General features: G+C 61.9%; 20 protein-coding genes. 9 read left to right on the top strand and 11 right to left on the bottom strand.

The features are described from left to right. The first annotated feature begins 7 nt into the window (after positions 1-7). Entirely contained in the window at positions 8-679 is a 672-nt protein-coding gene (locus J3P75_RS16610) for a heavy metal response regulator transcription factor (RefSeq protein ID WP_434707475.1), read from the top strand. Beyond that, a complete protein-coding gene (locus J3P75_RS16615) occupies positions 676-2082 on the top strand; it encodes a heavy metal sensor histidine kinase (RefSeq protein WP_434707476.1) in 1407 nt (468 codons plus the stop codon). The genes J3P75_RS16610 and J3P75_RS16615 overlap by 4 nt, the downstream gene beginning before the upstream one ends. A 140-nt stretch (positions 2083-2222) precedes the next feature. Here the strand turns inward: J3P75_RS16615 and J3P75_RS16620 are convergent, their stop codons facing one another. Then, positions 2223-2843, bottom strand: a complete 621-nt coding sequence (locus J3P75_RS16620) for a cell wall hydrolase (RefSeq protein WP_332768568.1) — start codon at positions 2841-2843, stop codon at positions 2223-2225. 201 nt (positions 2844-3044) lie between these two features. Between J3P75_RS16620 and J3P75_RS16625 the strand changes: the two genes are divergently transcribed. The 5 genes from J3P75_RS16625 (at position 3045) to J3P75_RS16645 (ending at position 9967) form a co-directional block, all read left to right on the top strand. Further along, positions 3045-3896 (top strand): CAP domain-containing protein, encoded by an 852-nt coding sequence (locus tag J3P75_RS16625; protein WP_434707477.1) that lies wholly within the window; start codon positions 3045-3047, stop codon positions 3894-3896. Positions 3897-4015: 119 nt separating this feature from the next. After that, positions 4016-5014 (top strand): GTP 3',8-cyclase MoaA, encoded by a 999-nt coding sequence (gene moaA / locus J3P75_RS16630; protein WP_434707478.1) that lies wholly within the window; start codon positions 4016-4018, stop codon positions 5012-5014. A gap of 409 nt (positions 5015-5423) precedes the next feature. After that, positions 5424-6767, top strand: a complete 1344-nt coding sequence (gene chrA, locus J3P75_RS16635; protein ID WP_434707479.1) for a chromate efflux transporter — start codon at positions 5424-5426, stop codon at positions 6765-6767. Between the two features lie 403 nt (positions 6768-7170). Beyond that, on the top strand, positions 7171-8535 hold the full coding sequence (locus J3P75_RS16640; RefSeq protein WP_434707480.1) for a glutamine synthetase family protein: 1365 nt from the start codon (positions 7171-7173) through the stop codon (positions 8533-8535). Between the two features lie 148 nt (positions 8536-8683). Next, a complete protein-coding gene (locus J3P75_RS16645; RefSeq protein ID WP_434707482.1) occupies positions 8684-9967 on the top strand; it encodes an NAD(P)/FAD-dependent oxidoreductase in 1284 nt (427 codons plus the stop codon). 104 nt (positions 9968-10071) lie between these two features. On the opposite strand, the gene J3P75_RS16650 is transcribed toward J3P75_RS16645, so the two are convergent. Further along, positions 10072-10857 carry a DeoR/GlpR family DNA-binding transcription regulator gene (locus J3P75_RS16650; protein WP_434707483.1) on the bottom strand — a complete coding sequence of 262 codons (786 nt, stop codon included), beginning with the start codon at positions 10855-10857 and terminating at the stop codon, positions 10072-10074. Between the two features lie 256 nt (positions 10858-11113). Continuing rightward, positions 11114-12007: a LysR family transcriptional regulator gene (locus tag J3P75_RS16655; protein ID WP_434707484.1), complete on the bottom strand. Its 894-nt coding sequence runs from the start codon at positions 12005-12007 to the stop codon at positions 11114-11116. A gap of 87 nt (positions 12008-12094) precedes the next feature. Here J3P75_RS16655 and J3P75_RS16660 point away from each other — a divergent pair, with 87 nt between their 5' ends. Beyond that, entirely contained in the window at positions 12095-12871 is a 777-nt protein-coding gene (locus J3P75_RS16660; protein ID WP_434707485.1) for an NAD(P)H-dependent oxidoreductase, read from the top strand. Between the two features lie 328 nt (positions 12872-13199). Here J3P75_RS16660 and J3P75_RS16665 read toward each other — a convergent pair whose 3' ends face one another. The 3 genes from J3P75_RS16665 to J3P75_RS16675 form a co-directional block, all read right to left on the bottom strand. Then, the gene (locus J3P75_RS16665) at positions 13200-14219 is read right to left on the bottom strand and encodes an AbrB family transcriptional regulator (protein WP_434707486.1); all 1020 of its coding nucleotides are present in this window, start codon (positions 14217-14219) and stop codon (positions 13200-13202) included. Between the two features lie 145 nt (positions 14220-14364). Then, complete coding sequence (locus J3P75_RS16670) at positions 14365-14787, bottom strand: HD domain-containing protein (protein ID WP_434707487.1); 423 nt, start codon at positions 14785-14787, stop codon at positions 14365-14367. A gap of 15 nt (positions 14788-14802) precedes the next feature. Next, positions 14803-15192 carry a hypothetical protein gene (locus J3P75_RS16675; protein WP_434707488.1) on the bottom strand — a complete coding sequence of 130 codons (390 nt, stop codon included), beginning with the start codon at positions 15190-15192 and terminating at the stop codon, positions 14803-14805. A 165-nt stretch (positions 15193-15357) separates the two neighbouring features. On the opposite strand from J3P75_RS16675, the gene J3P75_RS16680 reads away from it, so the two are divergent. Continuing rightward, positions 15358-15789: a hypothetical protein gene (locus J3P75_RS16680; protein WP_434707489.1), complete on the top strand. Its 432-nt coding sequence runs from the start codon at positions 15358-15360 to the stop codon at positions 15787-15789. Positions 15790-15860: 71 nt separating this feature from the next. Here the strand turns inward: J3P75_RS16680 and J3P75_RS16685 are convergent, their stop codons facing one another. The 5 genes from J3P75_RS16685 to J3P75_RS16705 all read right to left on the bottom strand — a co-directional run bounded on the left by J3P75_RS16685 (position 15861) and on the right by J3P75_RS16705 (position 20434). Further along, positions 15861-16145 carry a hypothetical protein gene (locus J3P75_RS16685; RefSeq protein ID WP_206415979.1) on the bottom strand — a complete coding sequence of 95 codons (285 nt, stop codon included), beginning with the start codon at positions 16143-16145 and terminating at the stop codon, positions 15861-15863. Between the two features lie 172 nt (positions 16146-16317). Next, entirely contained in the window at positions 16318-16602 is a 285-nt protein-coding gene (locus tag J3P75_RS16690) for a hypothetical protein (RefSeq protein WP_434707490.1), read from the bottom strand. A 109-nt stretch (positions 16603-16711) separates the two neighbouring features. Then, positions 16712-17260 carry a cupin domain-containing protein gene (locus tag J3P75_RS16695; protein ID WP_093102357.1) on the bottom strand — a complete coding sequence of 183 codons (549 nt, stop codon included), beginning with the start codon at positions 17258-17260 and terminating at the stop codon, positions 16712-16714. Between the two features lie 350 nt (positions 17261-17610). Then, entirely contained in the window at positions 17611-18894 is a 1284-nt protein-coding gene (locus J3P75_RS16700) for an NAD(P)/FAD-dependent oxidoreductase (RefSeq protein WP_434707492.1), read from the bottom strand. A 49-nt stretch (positions 18895-18943) separates the two neighbouring features. Beyond that, positions 18944-20434 (bottom strand): aldehyde dehydrogenase, encoded by a 1491-nt coding sequence (locus J3P75_RS16705; RefSeq protein WP_434707493.1) that lies wholly within the window; start codon positions 20432-20434, stop codon positions 18944-18946. Between the last annotated feature and the right edge of the window lie 209 nt (positions 20435-20643).

Below are 20643 nucleotides of genomic sequence, written 5' to 3' on the forward strand. Positions count from 1 at the left end.
CCGACCGATGAATATTCTGGTTGTCGAAGACGAACCCAAGGCCGGCAATTACCTGCTCAACGGTTTGCAGGAACTGGGCTACAGCGTCAGCCTGGCCCGCGACGGTGCCGACGGCCTGCACCTGGCGCTGGAGCACAGCTTCGACGTGATCGTGCTGGACGTGATGATGCCGAAAATGGATGGCTGGGAAGTACTGCGCCGGCTGCGCAGGGAAGCCGACACGCCGGTGTTGTTCCTCACGGCTCGCGATGACATCGCCGACCGCGTCAAAGGCCTTGAGCTCGGCGCCGACGATTACCTGATCAAGCCGTTTTCCTTCGCCGAACTGGTGGCGCGCCTGCGCACCCTGACCCGGCGTGGGCCGATTCATGAAGATGAACAATTGCAAGTCGCCGACCTGCAGATCGACGTGCTCAAGCGCCGGGTGACCCGTGCCGGTGTGCGCATCACCCTGACCAACAAGGAGTTCGCCCTGCTGCAATTGTTCGCCAGCCACACCGGGCAAGTGCTCGCGCGTTCGCTGATTGCTTCGCGGGTCTGGGACATGAATTTCGACAGCGACACCAATGTCGTCGACGTCGCCGTGCGGCGCTTGCGGGCGAAAATCGATGACCCGTACCAGCTCAAGCTGATTCACAGCGTGCGCGGGATCGGCTATCGCTTCGATACCCAGCCATGAGCCGCCCTCGCCCGTATTCGCTAACGCTGCGCCTGGCGCTGTTGTTCGCCCTGCTCGCCTTCGCTTCGCTGGCCGGCCTCGGGGCTGCGCTGTACAACGAGCTGGAACAGCAACTGACCCGGCGCGATGACACGGCGCTGGTCAGTCGTATCGATCAATTGCGCAGTTTCCTCAACGACAGCAACACGCTGGAATTGATCAAGCACAAACCGGCGCTGTTCCAGAACATGCTCGGCAATCGCGAAGCGCTGCTGACCATCGGCGCGCCCGGCGAGCCGCCGCTGCTGGTGGTCAACCCGGGCAACCTCACCGCACCGGATTTGCCCGCCGTGCCGATCGACCACCCAATGACCCTGCGCGATGTGCAGCATCTGCCGAGCGTCAACGGCGTGCCGTTTTCGGCAGTGGCGGCGACCATCGATTCCGGCGATCTGGGCAATCTGCAAGTCACTACCGGGCGCCTGATGAGCGAGCGCACGGCCATGCTCGAAAGCTACCGCTTGAGCGTTTACGGGCTGGCCTCGCTGGCGGCGTTGCTGTTGGCGTTGGTGGGTTGCCTGCTGGTGTATCGGGGCCTGCTGCCTGTGCGACGTCTGGCCCGACATGCGCACGGCATTGGCGTCGGCAACCTCGACCAGCGCCTCGACAACCAAGGTGCACCGCGCGAATTGCAGCCGATGATCGAAGCCTTCAATACCATGCTCGACCGGCTCGCCACTGGCTTTGCGCAGTTGAGCCAGGTGTCCACCGACATGGCCCATGAGCTGCGCACGCCGATCAACAATCTGCTCGGCGAAACCCAGGTCGCCCTGCAGCAACACCGCAGTGTCGAGGCCTATCAGCAATTGCTCGCCTCCAACGTCGAGGAGCTGGAACGCCTGACGCGCATGCTCGACAACATGCTGTTTCTGGCCCGCACCGATCCGGCCAGTGCCTTGAGCCAGCGTCTGGAACTGGACGCGGCGGAGGAAATGCAGCGCATCGCCGATTACTTCGAGGGCCTGGCGGCGGATGTCGGCATGACCATCGAGGCCCACGGCGACGGCGTGATCTGGGCCGAACCGATGCTGTTGCGCCGCGCCCTGGCCAACCTCTGCGCCAATGCGATCAAGTACGGCGCAGCGGATTCGACGCTGCAGGTCGAAGCCAGTGCCGAGGCGAATGGCAGTTATCTGCGCGTGCGCAATCAGGGCGCGAGCATTGCGCCGGAGCATCTGGCGCGGCTGTTCGAGCGTTTCTATCGGATTGACCAGTCACGCGAGCGTTCGGCGCAATCCAACGGCTTGGGCCTGTCGATTGTCGCGACGATCATGCAGTTGCATCAAGGGCGCTACAGCGTCATCAGCGAGAATGGCGTGACCTGTTTCGAGCTGTTTTTTCCCGCTCGCCAACCGACGCAATAAAGCCACCCCCAATCCCCTGTAGGAGTGAGCCTGCTCGCGATAGCGGTGTGTCAGGCACATATTCGTTTACTGACACACCGCTATCGCGAGCAGGCTCACTCCTACAAGGGATCTTCATGCGACGACAAATGGCGGTGGGCCTATCGCGCATCCCCGCCCGCGGGCTTATAAAACTGAAACTTGCCGATCGCGGCCGTGCGGCGGTATTCGTTGGCCCAGCCCGGATGCACCCTGCGGTCGTGGAAATACATTGCGCCGTGGGTGCGATCCTTGAGTTGGCGGTTCAGCGCCTTGCCGGCGATTTCCTTGGCCAGCGCATATTCGGCGTCTTCCTTGACCTGATCGGGCTTGCCGTCGCACCACCAGGAAAACTGGCAGCTTTTGCTTTCCGAGCCCTGTTTGACCACTGCGCAGACCGTGTCGGGAAAGCCGTCGTGGCCGAGACGATTCATCACCACGCTGGCCACGGCTTCCATTTCCGGGGTGTCCTTACCCTTGGCTTCCCAATAGATGCTGCGCGCCAGGCAGGTCAGCGGATCGTCCAGCGGCGCCGCGCCGGCCGGGTCAACCGCTTGTGCCTCGGTCGGGGTGATCGCTTCGGATTTCGGCGCCGGGGCGCTGCTGACCTTGTCCGCCGCTTTCTCCTCCAGCACCTGCGCTTTCTCTTCGGCCTTGGCCTCGATCGGCGCCTGCTCGGTGGCCGATGCCACGCCTGCCAGCAAAGTGAATACCAGACAACCCGCCAAGCGTTTCAATCCCATGTCAGTTCTTCCGGCAGCGCCCGTTACGGGCTGGATGTTTCGTCGGTGAGACGCCCGGTTTTCGGGGTCTGCGCAGAGTGTAGCCGGCAAAAATGGCAGAAACATCCCGGATAAAAAAACCGCCGGATGCCGAAAAAAGACATTGCACCCACCGGGGGCCTTTCGCGCATCATGGGCGCATTCAGCTCAAGGGAGATCTCCATGCGCTTCATGCCATCTGTTTTGCGTCTTGTCGGGTTATCGCTGGGCGTTGTCTTCGCCGCCTCGGCAGTCGCTGCCGATGAGTTGCAACTGATCGAGTCGATCAACAGCTACCGCAGCCAGCCGCAGCGTTGCGGGACGCAGGCCTCAAACGAATTGCCGCCACTGTCCGCCGATCCACGCCTGCGCCTGCCGGCCAGCGGCGCGGTCGATCTGCAACAAGCCATGGCCAGTGCCCGCTATCCGATGGTCAACGTCCAGGCGATCACCCTCAACGGCCCGCGCGACGCAGCGTCGGCGATGCAAGCGATCCAGGAAAGTTTCTGTCAGGTGGTGCTCGATCCGCAGTTCGTCGATATCGGCGTGAACCGCGTCGATCGTGATTGGCGCATCGTCCTGGCGCGGCCGCTGCTCTCGGCCAAGCTCGGCGACGGGCAAAGCGAAGGGCAGAAACTGCTCGCCCAGCTCAACGCCGCCCGCAGCCAGCCGCGCCAATGCGGCGGCCAGGCTTTCGCCGCTGCCGCACCGCTGGCATGGAATGCAACGCTGGGCACGGTGGCCCAGGATCACAGCCGCGACATGGCCAATAACAATTACCTCGATCACAAGGACCGCGATGGCCGTACCCCCGGCGACCGCGCCGAACTTGCCGGTTACAGCGGGCAACTGGTCGGCGAAAACATTGCCGCCGGGCAAGACACAGTCGGCAAAGTCGTCGACGGCTGGCTCGCCAGTCCCGGCCATTGCGCCAACCTGATGAACCCGCAATACAAGGAACTCGGTGCGGCTTACGCGGCCGATCCGAAAAGCAACGCCGGCATTTACTGGACGGCAATGTTCGGTGCGCAATGATTTGATCATCGACCGAATCAATCAGCCGGTCAGCCAGAGTGATTGGACGGCAACGGGTGCGGACTTTACCCTGCGCAACTGCGCCAATTGGCCGCACCTGACACCCACGAGGCGAACCCATGACAGAGCGTGAATTGATCGATGGTCACAACCGCCGCGTGGATTATTTGCGCCTGTCGGTGACTGATCGCTGCGACTTCCGCTGCGTCTATTGCATGGCCGAAGACATGCAGTTCCTGCCGCGCCAGCAGATCCTGACGCTCGAAGAGCTGTTTCAGGTCGCGCAAAGCTTCGTCGCCCTCGGCACGCGCAAGATCCGCCTCACCGGTGGCGAACCACTGATCCGCCCCGGTGTGGTCAAGCTCTGCGAACAGATCGCCGCCCTGCCCGGCCTGCGCGAACTGTGCCTGACCACCAACGGCTCGCAACTGGGCAAACTCGCCACGCCGCTGTTCGACGCCGGGGTCAAGCGCCTGAACATCAGCCTCGACAGCCTCGACCCGCAGCGCTTCAAGGAATTGACCCGCACCGGTGATCTGGCCCAGGTGATCGACGGCATCGATGCCGCTCGCAAGGCCGGTTTTACCCGCACCAAACTCAATTGCGTGGTGATGCAAGGGCGCAACGATCACGAGATCAACGATCTGGTGAGCTTCGCCATCGATCGTCAGCTCGACATTTCCTTCATCGAAGAAATGCCGCTGGGCACCATCAGCGAACACAGCCGTGCCGAGTCGTTTTTCTCCAGCGCCCAGGTGCGCGAGAAAATCGCCGAACGCTACACCCTGATCGACTCCGCCGAATCGACCCAAGGCCCGTCGCGCTACTGGCGTCTGGCCGAAGCACCGGAGATTCGCCTGGGCTTCATCTCCCCGCACAGCCACAACTTCTGCGCCACCTGCAACCGCGTGCGGCTGACCGTCGAAGGCCGGCTGTTGTTGTGTTTGGGTAACGAGCATTCGATGGATCTGAAAGCGGTGCTACGCGCGCATCCCGGGCAACCGCAACGCCTGGAAAAAGCCATCATCGAGGCGATGAAACTGAAACCGTATCGGCACAATTTCGAAGTCAACGATGATGTGCAGGTGGTGCGGTTCATGAACATGACCGGGGGCTGACCCGGCCACCTTCAGCGCGCAAACGGGACCGTTCAATGATCGTCGGGCCGAAACCCGATCAGTTCGGGGCTGAGGTTTTGGGTGGGCCAGACATCGTAGCCCCTCACCCTAGCCCTCTCCCGAGGGAGAGGGAACTGATCGGGGGATGCTTGCGAGCTCCGCCGACGTGATGGTGCTGTAGTGAATCCATAATCGACACGTTTCGGCACCGGCCCGGGATGCTTATTCTAATAATCGACGCGGTCATTCAGGTCGATACATGACGCCAGACACCTCGGTCGGCTCCCTCTCCCTCTGGGAGAGGGCTGGGCGGGCGGCGCTCCGATGAGGGTTTTAGGTTGACACCACATCGCAAGCAAAACCTGCTTATATACCCGCTCCGCCAGGACTCACCCCAGGAGCGACGCCATTGGATCAAGAACAAAAAGATCTCCCACGCCCCGCCCCCATCACCCTGCAACACGCCTGGCGCTTCTGGCTCAAGCTCGGCTGCATCGGTTTCGGCGGTCCGGCCGGGCAGATCGCGATCATGCATCAGGAGCTGGTCGAGCGACGCCGCTGGATTTCCGAAAAGCGTTTTCTCCACGCGCTCAACTACTGCATGTTGCTGCCCGGCCCCGAGGCCCAGCAACTGGCGACCTACATTGGCTGGCTGCTGCATCGCTCCTGGGGCGGAGTGGTCGCGGGTGTGCTGTTTGTGCTGCCGTCGCTGTTCATTCTGATTGCACTGTCGTGGGTCTACATCGCCTTCGGCGACATGCCCGCCGTGGCCGGGGTGTTTTATGGGATCAAACCGGCGGTGACGGCAATCGTCCTGCATGCGGCTCATCGCATCGGCTCGCGTGCGCTGAAGAACGCCTGGCTGTGGGCGATTGCCGGGGCGTCGTTCGTGGCGATTTTTGCCTTCAATGCCCCCTTCCCGCTGATCGTGCTCGGCGCGGCACTGATCGGCTATCTCGGCGGGCGCTTCGCCCCGCAGCGGTTCAACGCTGCCAGTCCGCGCAACAGCGGCAAATCCTTTGGCCCGGCGCTGATCGATGACGACACGCCGACACCGGAACACGCACGTTTCAAACCGGCGAAACTGTGGAAACTGGCGCTGATCGGCGCGGCACTGTGGTGTTTGCCGATGGCACTGCTGACGACATTGTTCGGCTGGGACGGCACGTTCACGCAGATGGGCTGGTTCTTTACCAAAGCTGCCCTGCTGACCTTCGGCGGCGCGTACGCGGTGTTGCCGTACGTTTATCAGGGCGCGGTCGGCCATTACGGCTGGCTGACGCCGACGCAGATGATCGACGGCCTCGCCCTCGGTGAAACCACGCCCGGGCCGCTGATCATGGTGGTGGCGTTTGTCGGTTTCGTCGGTGCTTACGTGCAACCGACCTTCGGCCCCGAGCACGCTTTTGCCGCTGGTGCCCTGGCGGCGACATTGGTGACGTGGTTCACCTTCCTGCCCTCGTTCCTGTTCATCCTCGCCGGCGGGCCGTTGGTGGAATCGACGCACAACGAACTGAAGTTCACCGCGCCGCTGACTGCCATCACCGCCGCCGTGGTCGGGGTGATCGTCAATCTGGCGTGTTTCTTCGCCTACCACGTGTTCTGGCCGAACGGTTTTGCCGGCGCCGTCGATGTGTTTTCGATCGTTCTGGCGATTGCGGCGGCCGTAGCGCTGTTCGTGTTCAAGCGCGGGGTGATCAGCGTGCTGATCGTTTGCGCCCTCGTCGGGCTGGGCTTTCATCTGATGCGCTGAGGCGCGGCGCGATAATCTTCCGTTTACACGCCCGCGGATTCCCCCTTACTATCCGGGCACACCGGCCGGCGGGTCAGCCCCGCCACCGACGTTTTCCGCCAACGGAAACACGCGTTATGAGTACGTCACCTCAACAACCACATTGGTTGTACGTCTCACCCTCGCGCGCCCTCGTCAGGAGCGGCGTATGAACCGTATCGTCAATCTGCCCATGGCCCTGCTCCGCTCCAAGCTGCGTCACTCCGCACGCCCGCCGGATATCGCCCTGCCCGTCTGATCGCGTCGGTAAAAACCGCGACAGCCTTCTGTTCCCTGATATCTCTGCCAGGACGCCCACGCCTTTTGCCGCGTCGTGTCCGGCCCGATTCTGCGCGCCTGTGCGGCGCCCCCGTGAGTGATTGCCATGAAATTCGCAGCCCTTGAAGACGCACGTCTGTTCCTTGCGCAAAACCCCGATATCGACATGATCGAGCTGTTCATCCTCGACGCCAACGGCGTGCCGCGCGGCAAGCTGTTGCACCGCGAAGAACTGCTCGCCGTGTACGAAAGCGGCCGGCCGTTGCCGAGCACTATCCTCGGCCTGACCGTGCAGGGTGAAGACGTGGAAAACTCCGGTCTGGTCTGGGACGTCGGCGACATCGACTGCCGCGCCTATCCGCTGGAAGGCAGTCTGGTGCGTCTGCCGTGGCGGCAGATCCCGACCGCTGCGGTGCAAGTGAGCATGCACCCGAGCGAAGGCCTGCCAGCGAGCATTGCCGACCCACGGCACTTGCTGATCAAGGTCATCGACGCCCTCAAAGCCGAGGGCTACCACCCGATCATGGCCTGCGAGCTGGAGTTCTATCTGCTCGATGCCAAACGCGATCACAACGGCCGACCGCAACCGGCGCTGGACGCTGACGGTGGTCGACCGCGACACACTCAGGTCTACGGTCTGCGCGAACTGGAACAGATCGAACCGTTCCTCGCCGACCTCTACAGCGCCTGCAAACTGCACGGCATTCCGGCGCGCACGGCGATCTCCGAATACGCGCCGGGCCAGGTAGAAATCACCCTCGAACACGGCGATGCACTGGCGGCGATGGATCAGGCCGTGCGTTACAAACGTCTGGTCAAAGCGGTGGCGCACAAGCACGGCATGCAGGCGACATTCATGGCCAAGCCGTTCGATAACCTGGCCGGCACCGGCATGCACATGCACGTCAGCCTCGCCGATGGCGCCGGGCACAACCTGTTCGCCTCGGAAGATCCGGCCGGCACGCCGCTGCTGCGCACGGCGATTGGCGGCATGCTCGCCTCGTTGCTCGATTCGCTGTTGCTGTTCTGCCCGAACGCCAATTCCTATCGGCGTTTTCAGGCCAACAGCTACGCCCCGCTGGCGCCGACCTGGGGCGTCGACAACCGCACCGTCAGCCTGCGCGTGCCCGGTGGCCCGGCCAACACCCGGCACATCGAACACCGCATTTGCGGCGCCGACGCCAATCCGTATCTGGCAGCGGCGGCGATCCTTGCCGGGATTCATCGCGGTATTCGTGAAAACCTCGATCCGGGCGCGCCGGTCGAGGGCAATGGCTATGCGCAGGCCAAGGAGTTACTGCCGACCGACTGGCTGACTTCGTTGCAGGCGCTGGAGAATTCAGTGTGGGCGCGGGATGCCTTGGGGCAGGAATTTTTAGGTGTGTATCTGGCGGTCAAACGGGCCGAGTACCGGCAGTTCATGGCTGAGGTGGGTGAGCAGGATTGGCGCTGGTACCTGACCGAGGCCTGAAACCCCACCACTCAACCCTGTGGGAGCTAGCCTGCTAGCGATTGCGGTGTGTCATTCACCACCAATGTGACTGATGCAGCCTCATCGCTAGCAGGCTAGCTCCCACAGGGGATTGCACTCCGACTCCCCAATTTGTGTGGACACTGCCATGACTCAACGCTGCAATTCCTACTACACCGCCACCCTCAACCGCGACACCGACTACCCGACCCTGCAAGGCCGGCATTCGGTGGACGTGGTGATCATCGGCGGCGGTTTCACCGGCGTCGCCACCGCGGTCGAACTCGCGGAAAAAGGCCTGAAAGTCGCCATCGTCGAAAGCCACAAGATCGGCTGGGGCGCCACCGGGCGCAACGGCGGTCAGGTCACCGGCAGCTTGTCCGGCGACGGTGCGATGCGCAAACAGATGCGCGCAAAACTCGGTGATGACGTCGACGATTTCATCTGGCATCTGCGCTGGCGCGGCCACGAAATCATCCAACAGCGCGTCGAAAAATATGCCATTCAATGCGACCTCAAACATGGCCATTTGCACGCGGCGTACAAGCCCGGCCACATGACCGGTCTACGCAGCGACTATGAAGAAGCCGTGCGTCGCGGACTGGGTGATGAGGTCGCCCTTCTCGACCGCAGTCAGGTCGGCGATCTGCTGCAAAGCGACCTTTATCACGGCGCAATCAAGAACACCCGCAACATGCACCTGCACCCGCTCAACCTGTGCATCGGCGAAGCGCGGGCGGCAGAAAGTCTCGGTGCGCTGATCTTCGAAAACAGCGAAGTGCTGGAGATCATTCACGGTGACAAGCCGGGCGTGCGCACCGCTCACGGGCAGATCGACGCCAATCAGGTGATGCTCGCCGGCGACGTTTATCACAAGCTCGAACCGGGCCAGCTCAAGGGCAAGATTTTCCCGGCCATGGGCGGCATCGTCACCACCGCGCCGCTGGGCGAACTGGCGCGGCAGATCAACCCGCAAGACCTCGCCGTGTATGACTGCCGTTTTGTCCTCGACTACTACCGCCTGACGGCTGACGGTCGCTTGCTGTTCGGCGGCGGCGCCAACTACAGCGGCAAGGATTCACGGGACATTGCCGCGGAATTGCGCCCGTGCATCGAGCAGACATTCCCGGCGCTCAAAGGCGTGCAGATCGACTATCAGTGGAGCTGCGCGATGGGCATCGTCATCAACCGCATCCCGCAACTGGGCAAGCTCTCGGACAACGTCTGGTACTGCCAGGGCTACTCCGGCCACGGCATCGCCACCACGCACATCATGGGCGAAATCATAAGCCGGGCGATCACCGGGCAACTGGAGCAGTTCGATACCTTCGCCGCCTGCCAGCACATCCGCGTGCCGATGGGCGACTTGCTCGGCAACCCGTTGCTGGCGGCGGGGATGTGGTATTACCAGATGCTCGAAAAGTTGCGCTGACTGCACCGGCCCTATCGCGAGCAGGCTCGCTCCTACAGGGGAACGCATTCCAATTGTAGGAGTGAGCCTGCTCGCGATGAGGCCATCAGCCCCACCACAAAACTTCAATCCGGAAGCTGCTCCACCACAATCCCCAACCGCCGATAATCCTCAACACTCCCCGACGCCACATGCCGCTCGGTGATCAACATGTGCAAGCGCGTACACGGCGCGACCACAAACGGTTCCACCGCGCCGAGCTTGTCCGCCGAGGTCACGGCAATCACCCGCGCCGCGCTGTCGAGCATCGCTTGCTTGACCGGTACTTCATCGAAATGCAGCGAGGTAATCCCCACTTCCGGATGAATCGCGCACACGCCGGTAATCGCCAGATCAGCCTTGATCCCGGCCAGCAGACGCAGCGCCTCATGCCCACCCGCCGCCATGGTCCGCGGGTTCAACTGCCCACCGGCGAGAATCACTCTCACGCCGCTGTACTCCGACAAGGCAATCGCCGTCATCGGCGAAGCAGTCACCGCCGTAATGCTGATATCGGCACGCAGCGAGCGCGCCACCTGCAACGTGGTCGAGCCAGAATCGAACAGCACGATCTGCCCGTCCTCGATCTGCTGCGCCGCCAGTTGCGCCAGGCGAACTTTGACCTCATCGGTTTCATCGAGCCGGGTGAAGTAATCCTTGCCCGAGTCTTTCGGCCGCGGTAACGCCCCGCCGTGCACGCGCTGCACCAGCCCGGCATTGTCCAGTTCGGCGAGGTCGCGGCGGATGGTGTCCTCAGACACTGCGAAGTGCTGGCTCAACTCGGACGCCATGACCTTGCCGTCGCGCTCGAGCAGCAAGAGGATTTTCTGCCGGCGCAGCGAGGGCAATTCGGCGATGGAGTGATCGTGCATGGTTGTGCCTGTTTGTGCTTGTAATTGCAGGTTTAACCAAGGCTAGCGAAAGCCCCGGACAAATACAAACGCAGCGGCTATCAATTGTTTCGATCATTGGAATCAACAAGGCGAATTTTTTCTTTGCCGTGCGCCTGTTCACAATGGCCCCACTCTAAAACGGCTCAGGATGAACACCCCATGAATCTCAATTTCGCCTTCGCGTGCATGATCGTCGTGTCGTTTACAGTGGCGTTGGTCCACGCCTGACCGGGTCTCAGACCGACGCCAGCAGATGCTCGCGCAACCACTTGTGCGCCGGATCGCGGTGCGCGCGTTCACCCCAGAACATCGCCATTTCATAACCCGGCACTTCCAGCGGCGCGTCGACCACCTGCAAGGCCGGATTGCCGCGCACCAGCCGTGACGGGAGCATCGCCACCAGGTCGGTGCTGACCAGCACCGACATCGCCATCAGAAAGTGCGGCACCGACAACACCACGTTGCGCCTCAAACCGACATCGGCCAACGCCCGATCCGTCACCCCGAAAAAGCCCCCACCCTCCCTCGAAACCAATACGTGCTCCAGCGTGCAAAAGCGTTCGCGCGTGGGCGCTGTTTGCAGTTGCGGATGGCCGAGGCGCCCGGCCAGCAAGTAGTGCTCCTGAAACAGCGGTCGCCGATGCAATTCCGGCGGCGCGTCCTCGCTGATGTGCAGCGCCAGATCGAACACGCCCTGCTCAGCCTCTTTGACCAATTGCTGGGGGTGCAGATCGATCACCGCCAGCCGCGTGCCCGGCGCCTGTTCGCGCAAGCCGCTGAGCGCTGGCAGCACCACGGTCGATTCGCCGTAATCGGTCGCGGCAATTTTCCAGCTGTGCGTCGCCTGCGCCGGGTCGAAGGCACTGGCCGGCGCTACCGCCCGCTCCAACGCCTCCAGCGCTTCACGTAATGGCTCGCGCAACTCGTCGGCCCGCGCAGTCGGGCGCATACCTCGCGGGCCGGGCAGTAACAACGGGTCACCGAAAATGTCGCGCAACTTGGCCAGATGCACGCTCACCGACGGCTGCGACAGGTTCAGCCGATGCGCCGCGCGCGTGACGTTGTGCTCGACGAGCAGCACATCCAGGGTCAACAGCAGATTGATATCCAGCCGTCTTAAATTATTCATGGCTATACCAGACATATCAGACATTCATTTCCAATATACCGGGCGAACGCCGATCCTGCTGTCATTCAGCCAACGGAGCTTTTCACCATGAATGTTTTACTGGTTTACGCCCACCCCGAATCGACTTCCCTCAACGGTTCGCTCAAGGACTTCACCGTCCAGCGCCTGCAAGCCGCCGGCCACAGCGTGCAAGTCTCCGACCTCTACGCGATGAACTGGAAAACCACCCTCGACGCCGACGACGCACCGCAGCGTGACCCGTCGCAACCGTTCCACGCCTCCCTCGATTCAAAACGCGCCTACGCCGACGGCACCCAGGCCGCCGACATCGCCCGCGAACAAGAAAAACTGCAATGGGCCGACGCGCTGATCCTGCAATTCCCGCTGTGGTGGTTCAGCATGCCGGCAATCCTCAAAGGCTGGGTCGACCGTGTCTACGCCTACGGCTTTGCCTACGGCGTCGGCGAACACTCCGACAGCCGCTGGGGCGAGCGTTACGGCGAAGGCAAAATGAAAGGCAAACGCGCGATGCTGATGGTCACCACCGGCGGCTGGGAATCCCACTACTGCCCACGCGGGATCAACGGGCCGATGGATGATCTGCTGTTTCCGATCCAGCACGGGATCTTGTACTACCCCGGGTTTGAAGTAGTGCCGCCATTTGTGGTGTATCGGACTAGTCGGATGGATGAAGCGCGGTATGCCGAGACCACTGATGAACTGGGGCGGCGGCTGGATGAGTTGTGGAGTGCCCGGCCGATTGGGTTTCGGCAGCAGAATTCGGGTGAGTATGAGATTCCGGCGTTAACGTTGAAGGAAGGCATCGCGCCGGATAGCGAAGGCTTCGCCGCCCACATCCGCTAGCGCCGCATTGCCCTTACCCCAGCCCTCTCCCGGAGGGAGAGGGAGCTGACCGCGTTGGATGTTCGAGTTACACCGACCTGAGATATCGAGCCGAACTCCAATTTCGAACAGCACCGAGATCGGCCCTCTTCCCCCTCGCTCCCGAAGGGAGAGGGACCGACCGCGTTGGATGTTCGAGTTACACAGACCTGATATCTCGAGCCGAACTCCAATTTCGAACAGCACCGAGATCGGCTCCCTTCCCCCTCGCCCCCTTGGGGGAGAGGGCTGGGGTGAGGGGGATGGCTCTAACTGACACGCCGCAATAGCCTGGCATCACTGGCTTGGTTCAAGTTTCCTGACGAACCCGCCTTAATTGCACCCACAACGCCGGCGCAAAATGCAGCAGCACCATCCGGCTCAAATGATGCGTCAGGATAAACACCACATTCAGCCCGCCACCAAACGCGACAATCGCAATCGTCTCAATCGCACCCGGCATGTAAGCGAGCCATAGCGAAAGCGGATCGTTGCCCAGCCAGCCCGCCGCTACTTCGGCAAACACCGCCGCGACCACAATCATCACGCCAACCGAGACCAGCGCTGTGCGCCCGTGCCGGGCCAGTTCGGCGAAGCCGAGGCCCTGGAACCGTGAGCCGATGCGCGCGCCGAGAATCAGCGCGGCCAGGTTCAGGCTCCAGTCCGGCATGTGAAAACCGCGCAGCCATCCCGATTTCACAAACACCGCCGTGATGATGATCGCCGTGAGCATGAACGGCGCCGGGACGCCGATCACCAGCAGCAGGCGGCCGAGCAGCACGCTGAGCGCAATCACAGCACACGCGGTCAGCGCCATGCCGGTCGTCAACGGATCGCCATCGGCAACCGCGATGGCGGACTGGGCGGGTATCAACAAACTCACCAGCACAGTGATCAGCAGCAAGCGCATCAAGTGAACGATGATGACCTTGCTCGAGGCCTTTTCCGACTCGAGCAGATCGAACACCGCCGCGAGTGCACCGGGATAAACCGCCAGCAGCGCATCGGTGCGATTCCAGCCGGCGCCGCGGGTCAGCCACCAGCCGGCCAGTGCGATCTGCACAGTCAGGCAGATCAGCAATACACCGAGGCTGGGCAACAACGCCGAGGCCGTCGCGCTGTCCCAAGCCTCGAACATCAACCCTGTGGCAATCCCAAGCGTGACCTGGATGTAGCCCAGTCCATAAGGCGTCACCGGCGCGATGCCGGTTTTACTGGCAAACACTGCGGTAACGACAATCGAGCCCAACAGCAAGCCATGGGGCACGCCTTCGAACTGCAACAACGCGCCGAAACCGGCAGCAATCAACAAGCAAATGATGGATTTCATAGTCGCCTTCCTGGCTATTCAACTGACACACCACCCTCCCCTGTGGGAGCGAGCCTGCTCGCGAAAGCGCTGTGCCAGTCACTGATGAATAACCAGTCTGGCGCCTTCGCGAGCAGGCTCGCTCCCACAGGGGATGTAATCGCTTTCACATGCGCAACCGCGCAATCGCCCGCCGATACTTTTCGATCCGTTCCAGATCCTCCCAACCCGGTGAGGCGATCCGCGAGATATCGCTGTTTTCCTCCAGATCCGCCAGTTTCACCGCTCGGCCGATCGGGTTCTGCGCCGCGCGGTTGACGAAATCCTCATAGGATTCGCCGGGCACTTTAGTCACGGATTCGATAGCGCTTAATACGTCGTTGCTGAAGCCTTCCTCGCGCAAATCATCCAGGCTGACCCCGCAGTCCTCGACCACATCGTGCAGCACAGCGACGATGCGTTCTTCCAGCGTGGTCATGCGCAACATGACTTTCAGCGGATGCAGAATGTACGGCGCGCCGCCCTTGTCGACTTGCCCGGCGTGGGCCGTTGCGGCGATGGCGATAGCGCGTTCGAGGGTTTGGGTCATAAGAATCTCCGAAGGTCAGATGCCGTAACGGCCGCCGACGTGGATATTGCGTTTGAGCCAGTCGCAGAAGGCTTTCCAGCGCCCGACTGGCTGCGCGGACGCTGCGTGACGCTGAAGAATCAACGCCACCAGCGTCGCTTGATCGGCGTGTGGGTTGGTATCGATCAACTCGGCCACCCAGGCGCAATCGGCTTTGCTCAAGTGTTCGCGCCAGTCGCCGCACCACGCGTCGAGTTCATCCAGCGCAAGAAACCGCGCCCCGCCATGTTCCATATGCCCGCCGCCCATCGACTGCTCGAAGCAGAACGGCGTCTCGGGTTTTGCGGGGTCGACGTGGAAAAGATAGATATCGTGAAACGGATGCTGAGAAGCGGGGGCAATGTTGCGGTGGCCGATTTCGATCATGGCGACGGTCCAATCCTTGGGCGCTGAATGTTTCTGATTGTTGCACAGTGTACGCGAAGATCACCCGTCGCGAAGCCGATGGAACCCCGCACGTCATCGCCACCTCGAAAGCAGACAAGCGCCCAATCACCGATCAGACGCGGCGCCATTGGAGAGGAACTGCCGATGAAAACCCGACTGCTGTTGCTGATCGCCACATTCGCCATCATCCCCACCTGCGTCATGGCCGAGGGCTGCGACGTGCAGACCCGCTCCTCCAGCGCCGCAGTGCCCGCCGTCGAAACCCACAGCTGCTATGAGTACGAAGGCGTGCCGGTGGATTCGATCAACTGGTCATGCAGCAACGAAAGCAAAGACACCCTCAACGCCACCAAGAAAAAAGTCCAACGCTGCGAGGACCACTACCAGGCCACCTGCACCGCCCGCCTCACCCAGGAATCCCTGGCCAACCCGCATTCCACCAGCAAAGACAAAAGCGCCCAACCGCTCAATCTGCCGGACAACGCGCAAGTCACCACCTATTACTACGGCGGCGAGCATCTGGAACAGGCGAAGATCGATTGTGAAAACAGTGGCGGCAGCTGGAAGGCGAAATAGCGTTCAGTCATCCAGGATTCGCCCATAAAAAAGCCCGGCTACATGCCGGGCTTGCTGCATTCGAAACATGCTTAACCTTCGCCGGCACCGCTGCTGGTGCCGCTGTCGTTCGATTGTTTCGAACCACTGGGCTTGCCGCCCGAGGGTGTCGAGCCATCGTTGTTGGTGGTATTGCCCTGCGTGCCCTTCGGCACGGTGGCGCCGTTGGAATGAATGTCTTCCGGCGCGCTCGGGTTGGTCTGGCTGTTGCCGTCGTTGGCGGTCGGCGCCGGGGTATCGTTGGCGGCCGTTGCGTAGAGGGAGGTGGCGGATAACAGAGTGGCGAGGGTCAGTGCTGCGAAGTTGACTGGGCGCATGTTGGCTGTTTCCTTTGCGGGGGTGAGTTACGCATTGGAAGCAGGTGCGCGGTGAAAATGCGGTGCGGCTGACGAATGGCAAAAATAAACCCAACACCTCGCAAGAGATATCGGGTCATCAAAACAATGTCTTAAAGCACGGCTTAAAAGGCATTCTAATGCAGGGCACCTATCAACCGCCGCCGCTCCCCCCGCTGCTGCTACCGGATGGCTGACCCGCAGGGGTGGGTTTGGAGGCAGATGGCACCGGCCCATTGTCGGTCTTGCCACCATCACCACCTTTGGGCAGCGAATCGGCATCCGGGTCGGCGTTTGTGGCTGGAGACGCCGGTTCACGCGTCTGGCTGGTGCCGTCGCTCGCCTTCGGGGTCGACGTTTCACCAGCGGCGAGCGCGTACGGCGAACTGCCGAACAGCAACGCCGCGAGGGCAATCACCGCAATTTTATGATTGTGCATGGTGGCTCTTCCGTTGCGTGGGGAGTTACAGCATTGGAAGAAGCTGCGCGGCGAACGTGCGATGCGCCGGACGAGTGGTTATCGCCCGGCAGATAAATTTTATCGAAACTCAGAAATTCGCCGGCGTATTCGCACTAATGATCTCAGCCTCATCCGCCCCAATATTGCGAAACTTGTGCGGCAACGTGGTCGGAAAGTAATACCCATCCCCCGCACTCAACACACTCACCTGCCCGTCCACCGTCAATTCCACGGTACCACGGGTCACAAGACCGCACTCCTCGCCTTCGGCATGCACGATCGGCTCGTCGCCGGAGCTGGCGCCCGGTGCGTATTGCTCGCGCAGCAGGCGCATCTGGCGGCTGGGGACGGAGGCGCCGATGAGGAGCAGGCGCAGGCCGTGGCGGCCGAGGTCGGGTTGTTCGTTGGCGCGGAAGACGTATTGGTGTTCGCGCGGCGGCTGGTCGAAGGTGAAGAAGTCGGCCAGGGACATCGGTATGCCTTCGAGCAGCTTTTTCAGTGAGCTGACGGAAGGACTGACACGATTCTGTTCGATCAGCGAGATGGTGGCATTGGTCACGCCGCTACGCCGGGCCAGCTCGCGCTGGGAGAGTTTGTAGCTTTCGCGTACTAGTTTGAGTCGAGAACCCGTATCCATGACAGCCTTATGTGAGAACGACAAGGACGATGGGGGTGGGTGGCGGGTGACGCGCAGGTCGCGCGGATCACGTTGCTCCCGTGTCCCGGAACCGTGAAAGGCGGCTATTAAATCACGTTTGCCGGTGATGCTCAGCAGGTTCGATGGATGGTGGCTGAAATGAGCCTGCCGGTGATTATCCCGGGTAAACAGAAACCCTGTGGGAGCTGGCTTGCCAGCGATTGGATGGCATATTCAACATCCCTTTTGCTGAAACACCGCTATCGCTGGCAAGCCAGCTCCCACAGGGGACAACAATGCTTTTGCGCAAGTGAAAAACCGGCGGGGTTTTGAGCCGCCGGGGAGGTAAGTCAGACGCCGAAGCGGTCACGCAGCGAGTAGTAGACGGCGCCGAGGGCGGTCAGCGGTGCGGAGAAGGTGCGGCCGCCGAGCATCGGCATGTGTGGCAGGGAGGCGAAGGCGTCGAAGCGTTCGGCGTCGCCGCGGATCATTTCCGAGATCAGTTTGCCGGCCAGGTGCGAGCAGGTGACGCCGTGGCCGCTGTAGCCTTGCATGTAGTAGGCGTTTTTCTCGATGCGACCGAATTGCGGCATGCGTGACATGGTCAGCAGGAAGTTGCCGGTCCAGCGGTAGTCGATCTTCACGTCCTTGAGCTGCGGGAAGGTCTTGAGGATCTTCGGGCGGATCAGTTGCTCGATGTCGTCCGGCTCGCGCGCGCCGTAGACCACACCGCCGCCGTAAAGCAGGCGGTTGTCGGCAGTGAGGCGATAGTAATCAAGCAGATAATTGCAGTCTTCGACGCAGTAGTTGTTGGTGATCAGGCTGCGCGCCTGCTGCTCGGTCAACGGTTCGGTGACGACGATCTGCGAGCCGCACGGCATGCTTTTCGCGGTCACGCGGTTGTCGAGGCCTTGTGGCAGGTAGGCGTTGCCGGCGATCAGCAGGTATTTGGCACGGACCTGACCTTTGGCGGTGCGCACGATGTTTGGCTCGCCGTACTTGATTTCCACCGCAGCCGACTGCTCGTAGATCTTGCCGCCCAAGCGCACGATCGCTGCCGCTTCACCGAGCGCCAGGTTGAGCGGGTGGATGTGCCCGCCCTGCATGTCCAGCAGACCGCCGACATAGGCGTCGGAGCCCACTTCGCGACGAATGTCAGCGGCGTCGAGCATCTTCAGATGGCGATTGCCGTAACGTTCCCAACTGCGCTTTTGCTCGGCCAGGCCACTGAGTTGTTTCTTGTTCAGCGCCGCGAAAATACCGCCCGGGCGGTAGTCGCACTGGATGTCGTAATCCTTGATGCGCGAACGGATGATATCCGCGCCTTCGAAGATCATGCTGCCGAGGATTTCCGCAGTCTTGTCACCGTAGCGCGCTTCGATCACATCGACGTCGCGGCTGTAGGAGTTGACCAGTTGCCCGCCGTTGCGGCCGCTGGCGCCGTAGCCGACTTTCGCCGCTTCGAGCACGGTCACTTTGTAGCCCGCTTCAGTCAGGAACAGTGCCGAAGACAGGCCGGTATAACCGGCGCCGATGATGCAGACGTCGCACTCGACCGACTCTTCGAGGATCGGGAAGTCGATGACTTCGTTGCGGGTGGCGGCGTAGTAGCTGTTGACGTGTTGCTGTTTCATAAATTTCTCCGATGGCCGCCAGACGCTGGCGACCGCCGCTGTAAAAGAATTAGAGCTTGATCCAGGTTGCTTTCAGCTCGGTGTACTTGTCGAACGCGTGCAGCGATTTGTCGCGACCGTTGCCCGATTGCTTGAAGCCACCGAACGGTGCGGTCATGTCGCCGCCGTCGTACTGGTTGACCCAGACGCTGCCGGCACGCAAGCCACGGGCGAAGGTGTGCGCCTTGCTCAGGTTGCTGGTCCAGACGCCGGCAGCGAGGCCGAAGATGCTGTCGTTGGCGATCTGCAGCGCTTCTTCGGCGGTATCGAAGGTGATCAGCGACAGCACCGGGCCGAAGATTTCTTCCTGGGCGATGGTCATCGCGTTGGTCACGCCGTCGAAGATCGCCGGCTGCACATAGAGGCCGCCGGTTTCTTCGAGGGTGCGCTGCCCTCCGGCGATCAGTTCGGCGCCCTGCTCGCGACCGATGCTGATGTAGCGCAGCACGTTGTCGAGTTGACGCTGATCGACCACGGCGCCGACGGTGGTCGCCGGATCCAGTGCATGCCCCGGTTTCCACGCTTGCAACGCTTCCGCCAGCAACGGGATGAACTGCTCGCGAATGGATCGCTCGACCAGCAGGCGCGAACCGGCGGTGCAGACTTCGCCCTGGTTGAAGGCGATGGCGCTGGCCGCTGCCTGGGCTGCCGCGCGCAGGTCTGGCGCATCGGCAAACACCACGTTCGGGCTCTTGCCGCCAGCTTCGAGCCAGACGCGTTTCATGTTGCTTTGCCCGGCATAAATCATCAGTTGCTTGGCGATTGCCGTGGAGCCGGTGAAGGCCAGAACGTCGACGTCCATGTGCAGCGCCAGTGCCTTGCCGACGGTATGGCCGAAGCCCGGCAGCACGTTGAACACGCCTTTGGGAATGCCGGCATCCAGCGCCAACTGGGCGATGCGAATCGCCGTCAGTGGGGATTTTTCCGACGGTTTGAGAATGAACGAGTTGCCCGCCGCCAGCGCCGGGGCGAACTTCCAGCTGGCCATGATCAGCGGGAAATTCCACGGCACGATGGCCGCGACCACACCGGAAGGCTCGCGAGTGACGAGGCCGAGCTGGTCGTGCGGGGTGGCGGCGACTTCGTCGTAGATCTTGTCGATCGCTTCGGCGCTCCAGCGGATCGCGTTGGCGGCCGCCGGGATGTCGATGCTCATCGAGTCGCTGATCGGTTTGCCCATGTCGAGGGTTTCCAGCAGCGCCAGTTCTTCCTGATGTTGCAGGATCAGATCGGCGAAGCGGATCAGGATGCGCTTGCGTTCGGCCGGGGCTTTTTTCGCCCAGATGCCGGAATTGAAAGACTGGCGCGCGGATTCGACGGCGAGATTGGCGTCGGCTTCATCGGTGCTGGCGACGGCGGCGAGAAAACGCCCGTCAACCGGGCTCAGGCATTCGAAGGTATCGCCGCTGATCGCCGGGCGGTATTCACCGTTGATGAAGGCGCGGGCTTCGAGGGTCAGGGACTGGAAGCGTTGTTCCCAGTCGTTGCGGGTTTTGGTCATTGTTTTGAGCTCGACGAGGGGGGATAGGGGGTGGTCTGGTTGCTGTGTCTGGCTTGAGAGGGCTGCCCTCACCCTAGCCCTCTCCCGGGGGGAGAGGGAACCGACCGAGTTGTCTCGAAAAGTGCGCCGACCTGACCGACCGAGTCGATTATGGATTCGGTACAGCAGGTTCAGATCGCAGCATTTCCCGAGCGTCCCCGGCTCAGTCC

It is taken from the genome of Pseudomonas sp. R1-1 (assembly GCF_051132135.1).
GTDB lineage: Bacteria > Pseudomonadota > Gammaproteobacteria > Pseudomonadales > Pseudomonadaceae > Aquipseudomonas.

Bases quoted from the DNA above. Each gene is read 5' to 3' on its own strand.
- J3P75_RS16680 (WP_434707489.1), top strand. From the start codon at position 15,358: ATGAAAACCCGACTGCTGTTGCTGATCGCCACATTCGCCATCATCCCC.
- J3P75_RS16615 (WP_434707476.1), top strand. From the start codon at position 676: ATGAGCCGCCCTCGCCCGTATTCGCTAACGCTGCGCCTGGCGCTGTTG.
- J3P75_RS16670 (WP_434707487.1), bottom strand. From the start codon at position 14,787: ATGACCCAAACCCTCGAACGCGCTATCGCCATCGCCGCAACGGCCCAC.
- J3P75_RS16685 (WP_206415979.1), bottom strand. From the start codon at position 16,145: ATGCGCCCAGTCAACTTCGCAGCACTGACCCTCGCCACTCTGTTATCC.
- J3P75_RS16650 (WP_434707483.1), bottom strand. From the start codon at position 10,857: ATGCACGATCACTCCATCGCCGAATTGCCCTCGCTGCGCCGGCAGAAA.
- J3P75_RS16675 (WP_434707488.1), bottom strand. From the start codon at position 15,192: ATGATCGAAATCGGCCACCGCAACATTGCCCCCGCTTCTCAGCATCCG.
- J3P75_RS16640 (WP_434707480.1), top strand. From the start codon at position 7,171: ATGAAATTCGCAGCCCTTGAAGACGCACGTCTGTTCCTTGCGCAAAAC.
- J3P75_RS16700 (WP_434707492.1), bottom strand. From the start codon at position 18,894: ATGAAACAGCAACACGTCAACAGCTACTACGCCGCCACCCGCAACGAA.
- J3P75_RS16665 (WP_434707486.1), bottom strand. From the start codon at position 14,219: ATGAAATCCATCATTTGCTTGTTGATTGCTGCCGGTTTCGGCGCGTTG.
- J3P75_RS16655 (WP_434707484.1), bottom strand. From the start codon at position 12,007: ATGAATAATTTAAGACGGCTGGATATCAATCTGCTGTTGACCCTGGAT.
- moaA (WP_434707478.1), top strand. From the start codon at position 4,016: ATGACAGAGCGTGAATTGATCGATGGTCACAACCGCCGCGTGGATTAT.
- J3P75_RS16660 (WP_434707485.1), top strand. From the start codon at position 12,095: ATGAATGTTTTACTGGTTTACGCCCACCCCGAATCGACTTCCCTCAAC.
- J3P75_RS16645 (WP_434707482.1), top strand. From the start codon at position 8,684: ATGACTCAACGCTGCAATTCCTACTACACCGCCACCCTCAACCGCGAC.
- J3P75_RS16625 (WP_434707477.1), top strand. From the start codon at position 3,045: ATGCGCTTCATGCCATCTGTTTTGCGTCTTGTCGGGTTATCGCTGGGC.
- J3P75_RS16695 (WP_093102357.1), bottom strand. From the start codon at position 17,260: ATGGATACGGGTTCTCGACTCAAACTAGTACGCGAAAGCTACAAACTC.
- J3P75_RS16705 (WP_434707493.1), bottom strand. From the start codon at position 20,434: ATGACCAAAACCCGCAACGACTGGGAACAACGCTTCCAGTCCCTGACC.
- J3P75_RS16690 (WP_434707490.1), bottom strand. From the start codon at position 16,602: ATGCACAATCATAAAATTGCGGTGATTGCCCTCGCGGCGTTGCTGTTC.
- J3P75_RS16610 (WP_434707475.1), top strand. From the start codon at position 8: ATGAATATTCTGGTTGTCGAAGACGAACCCAAGGCCGGCAATTACCTG.
- J3P75_RS16620 (WP_332768568.1), bottom strand. From the start codon at position 2,843: ATGGGATTGAAACGCTTGGCGGGTTGTCTGGTATTCACTTTGCTGGCA.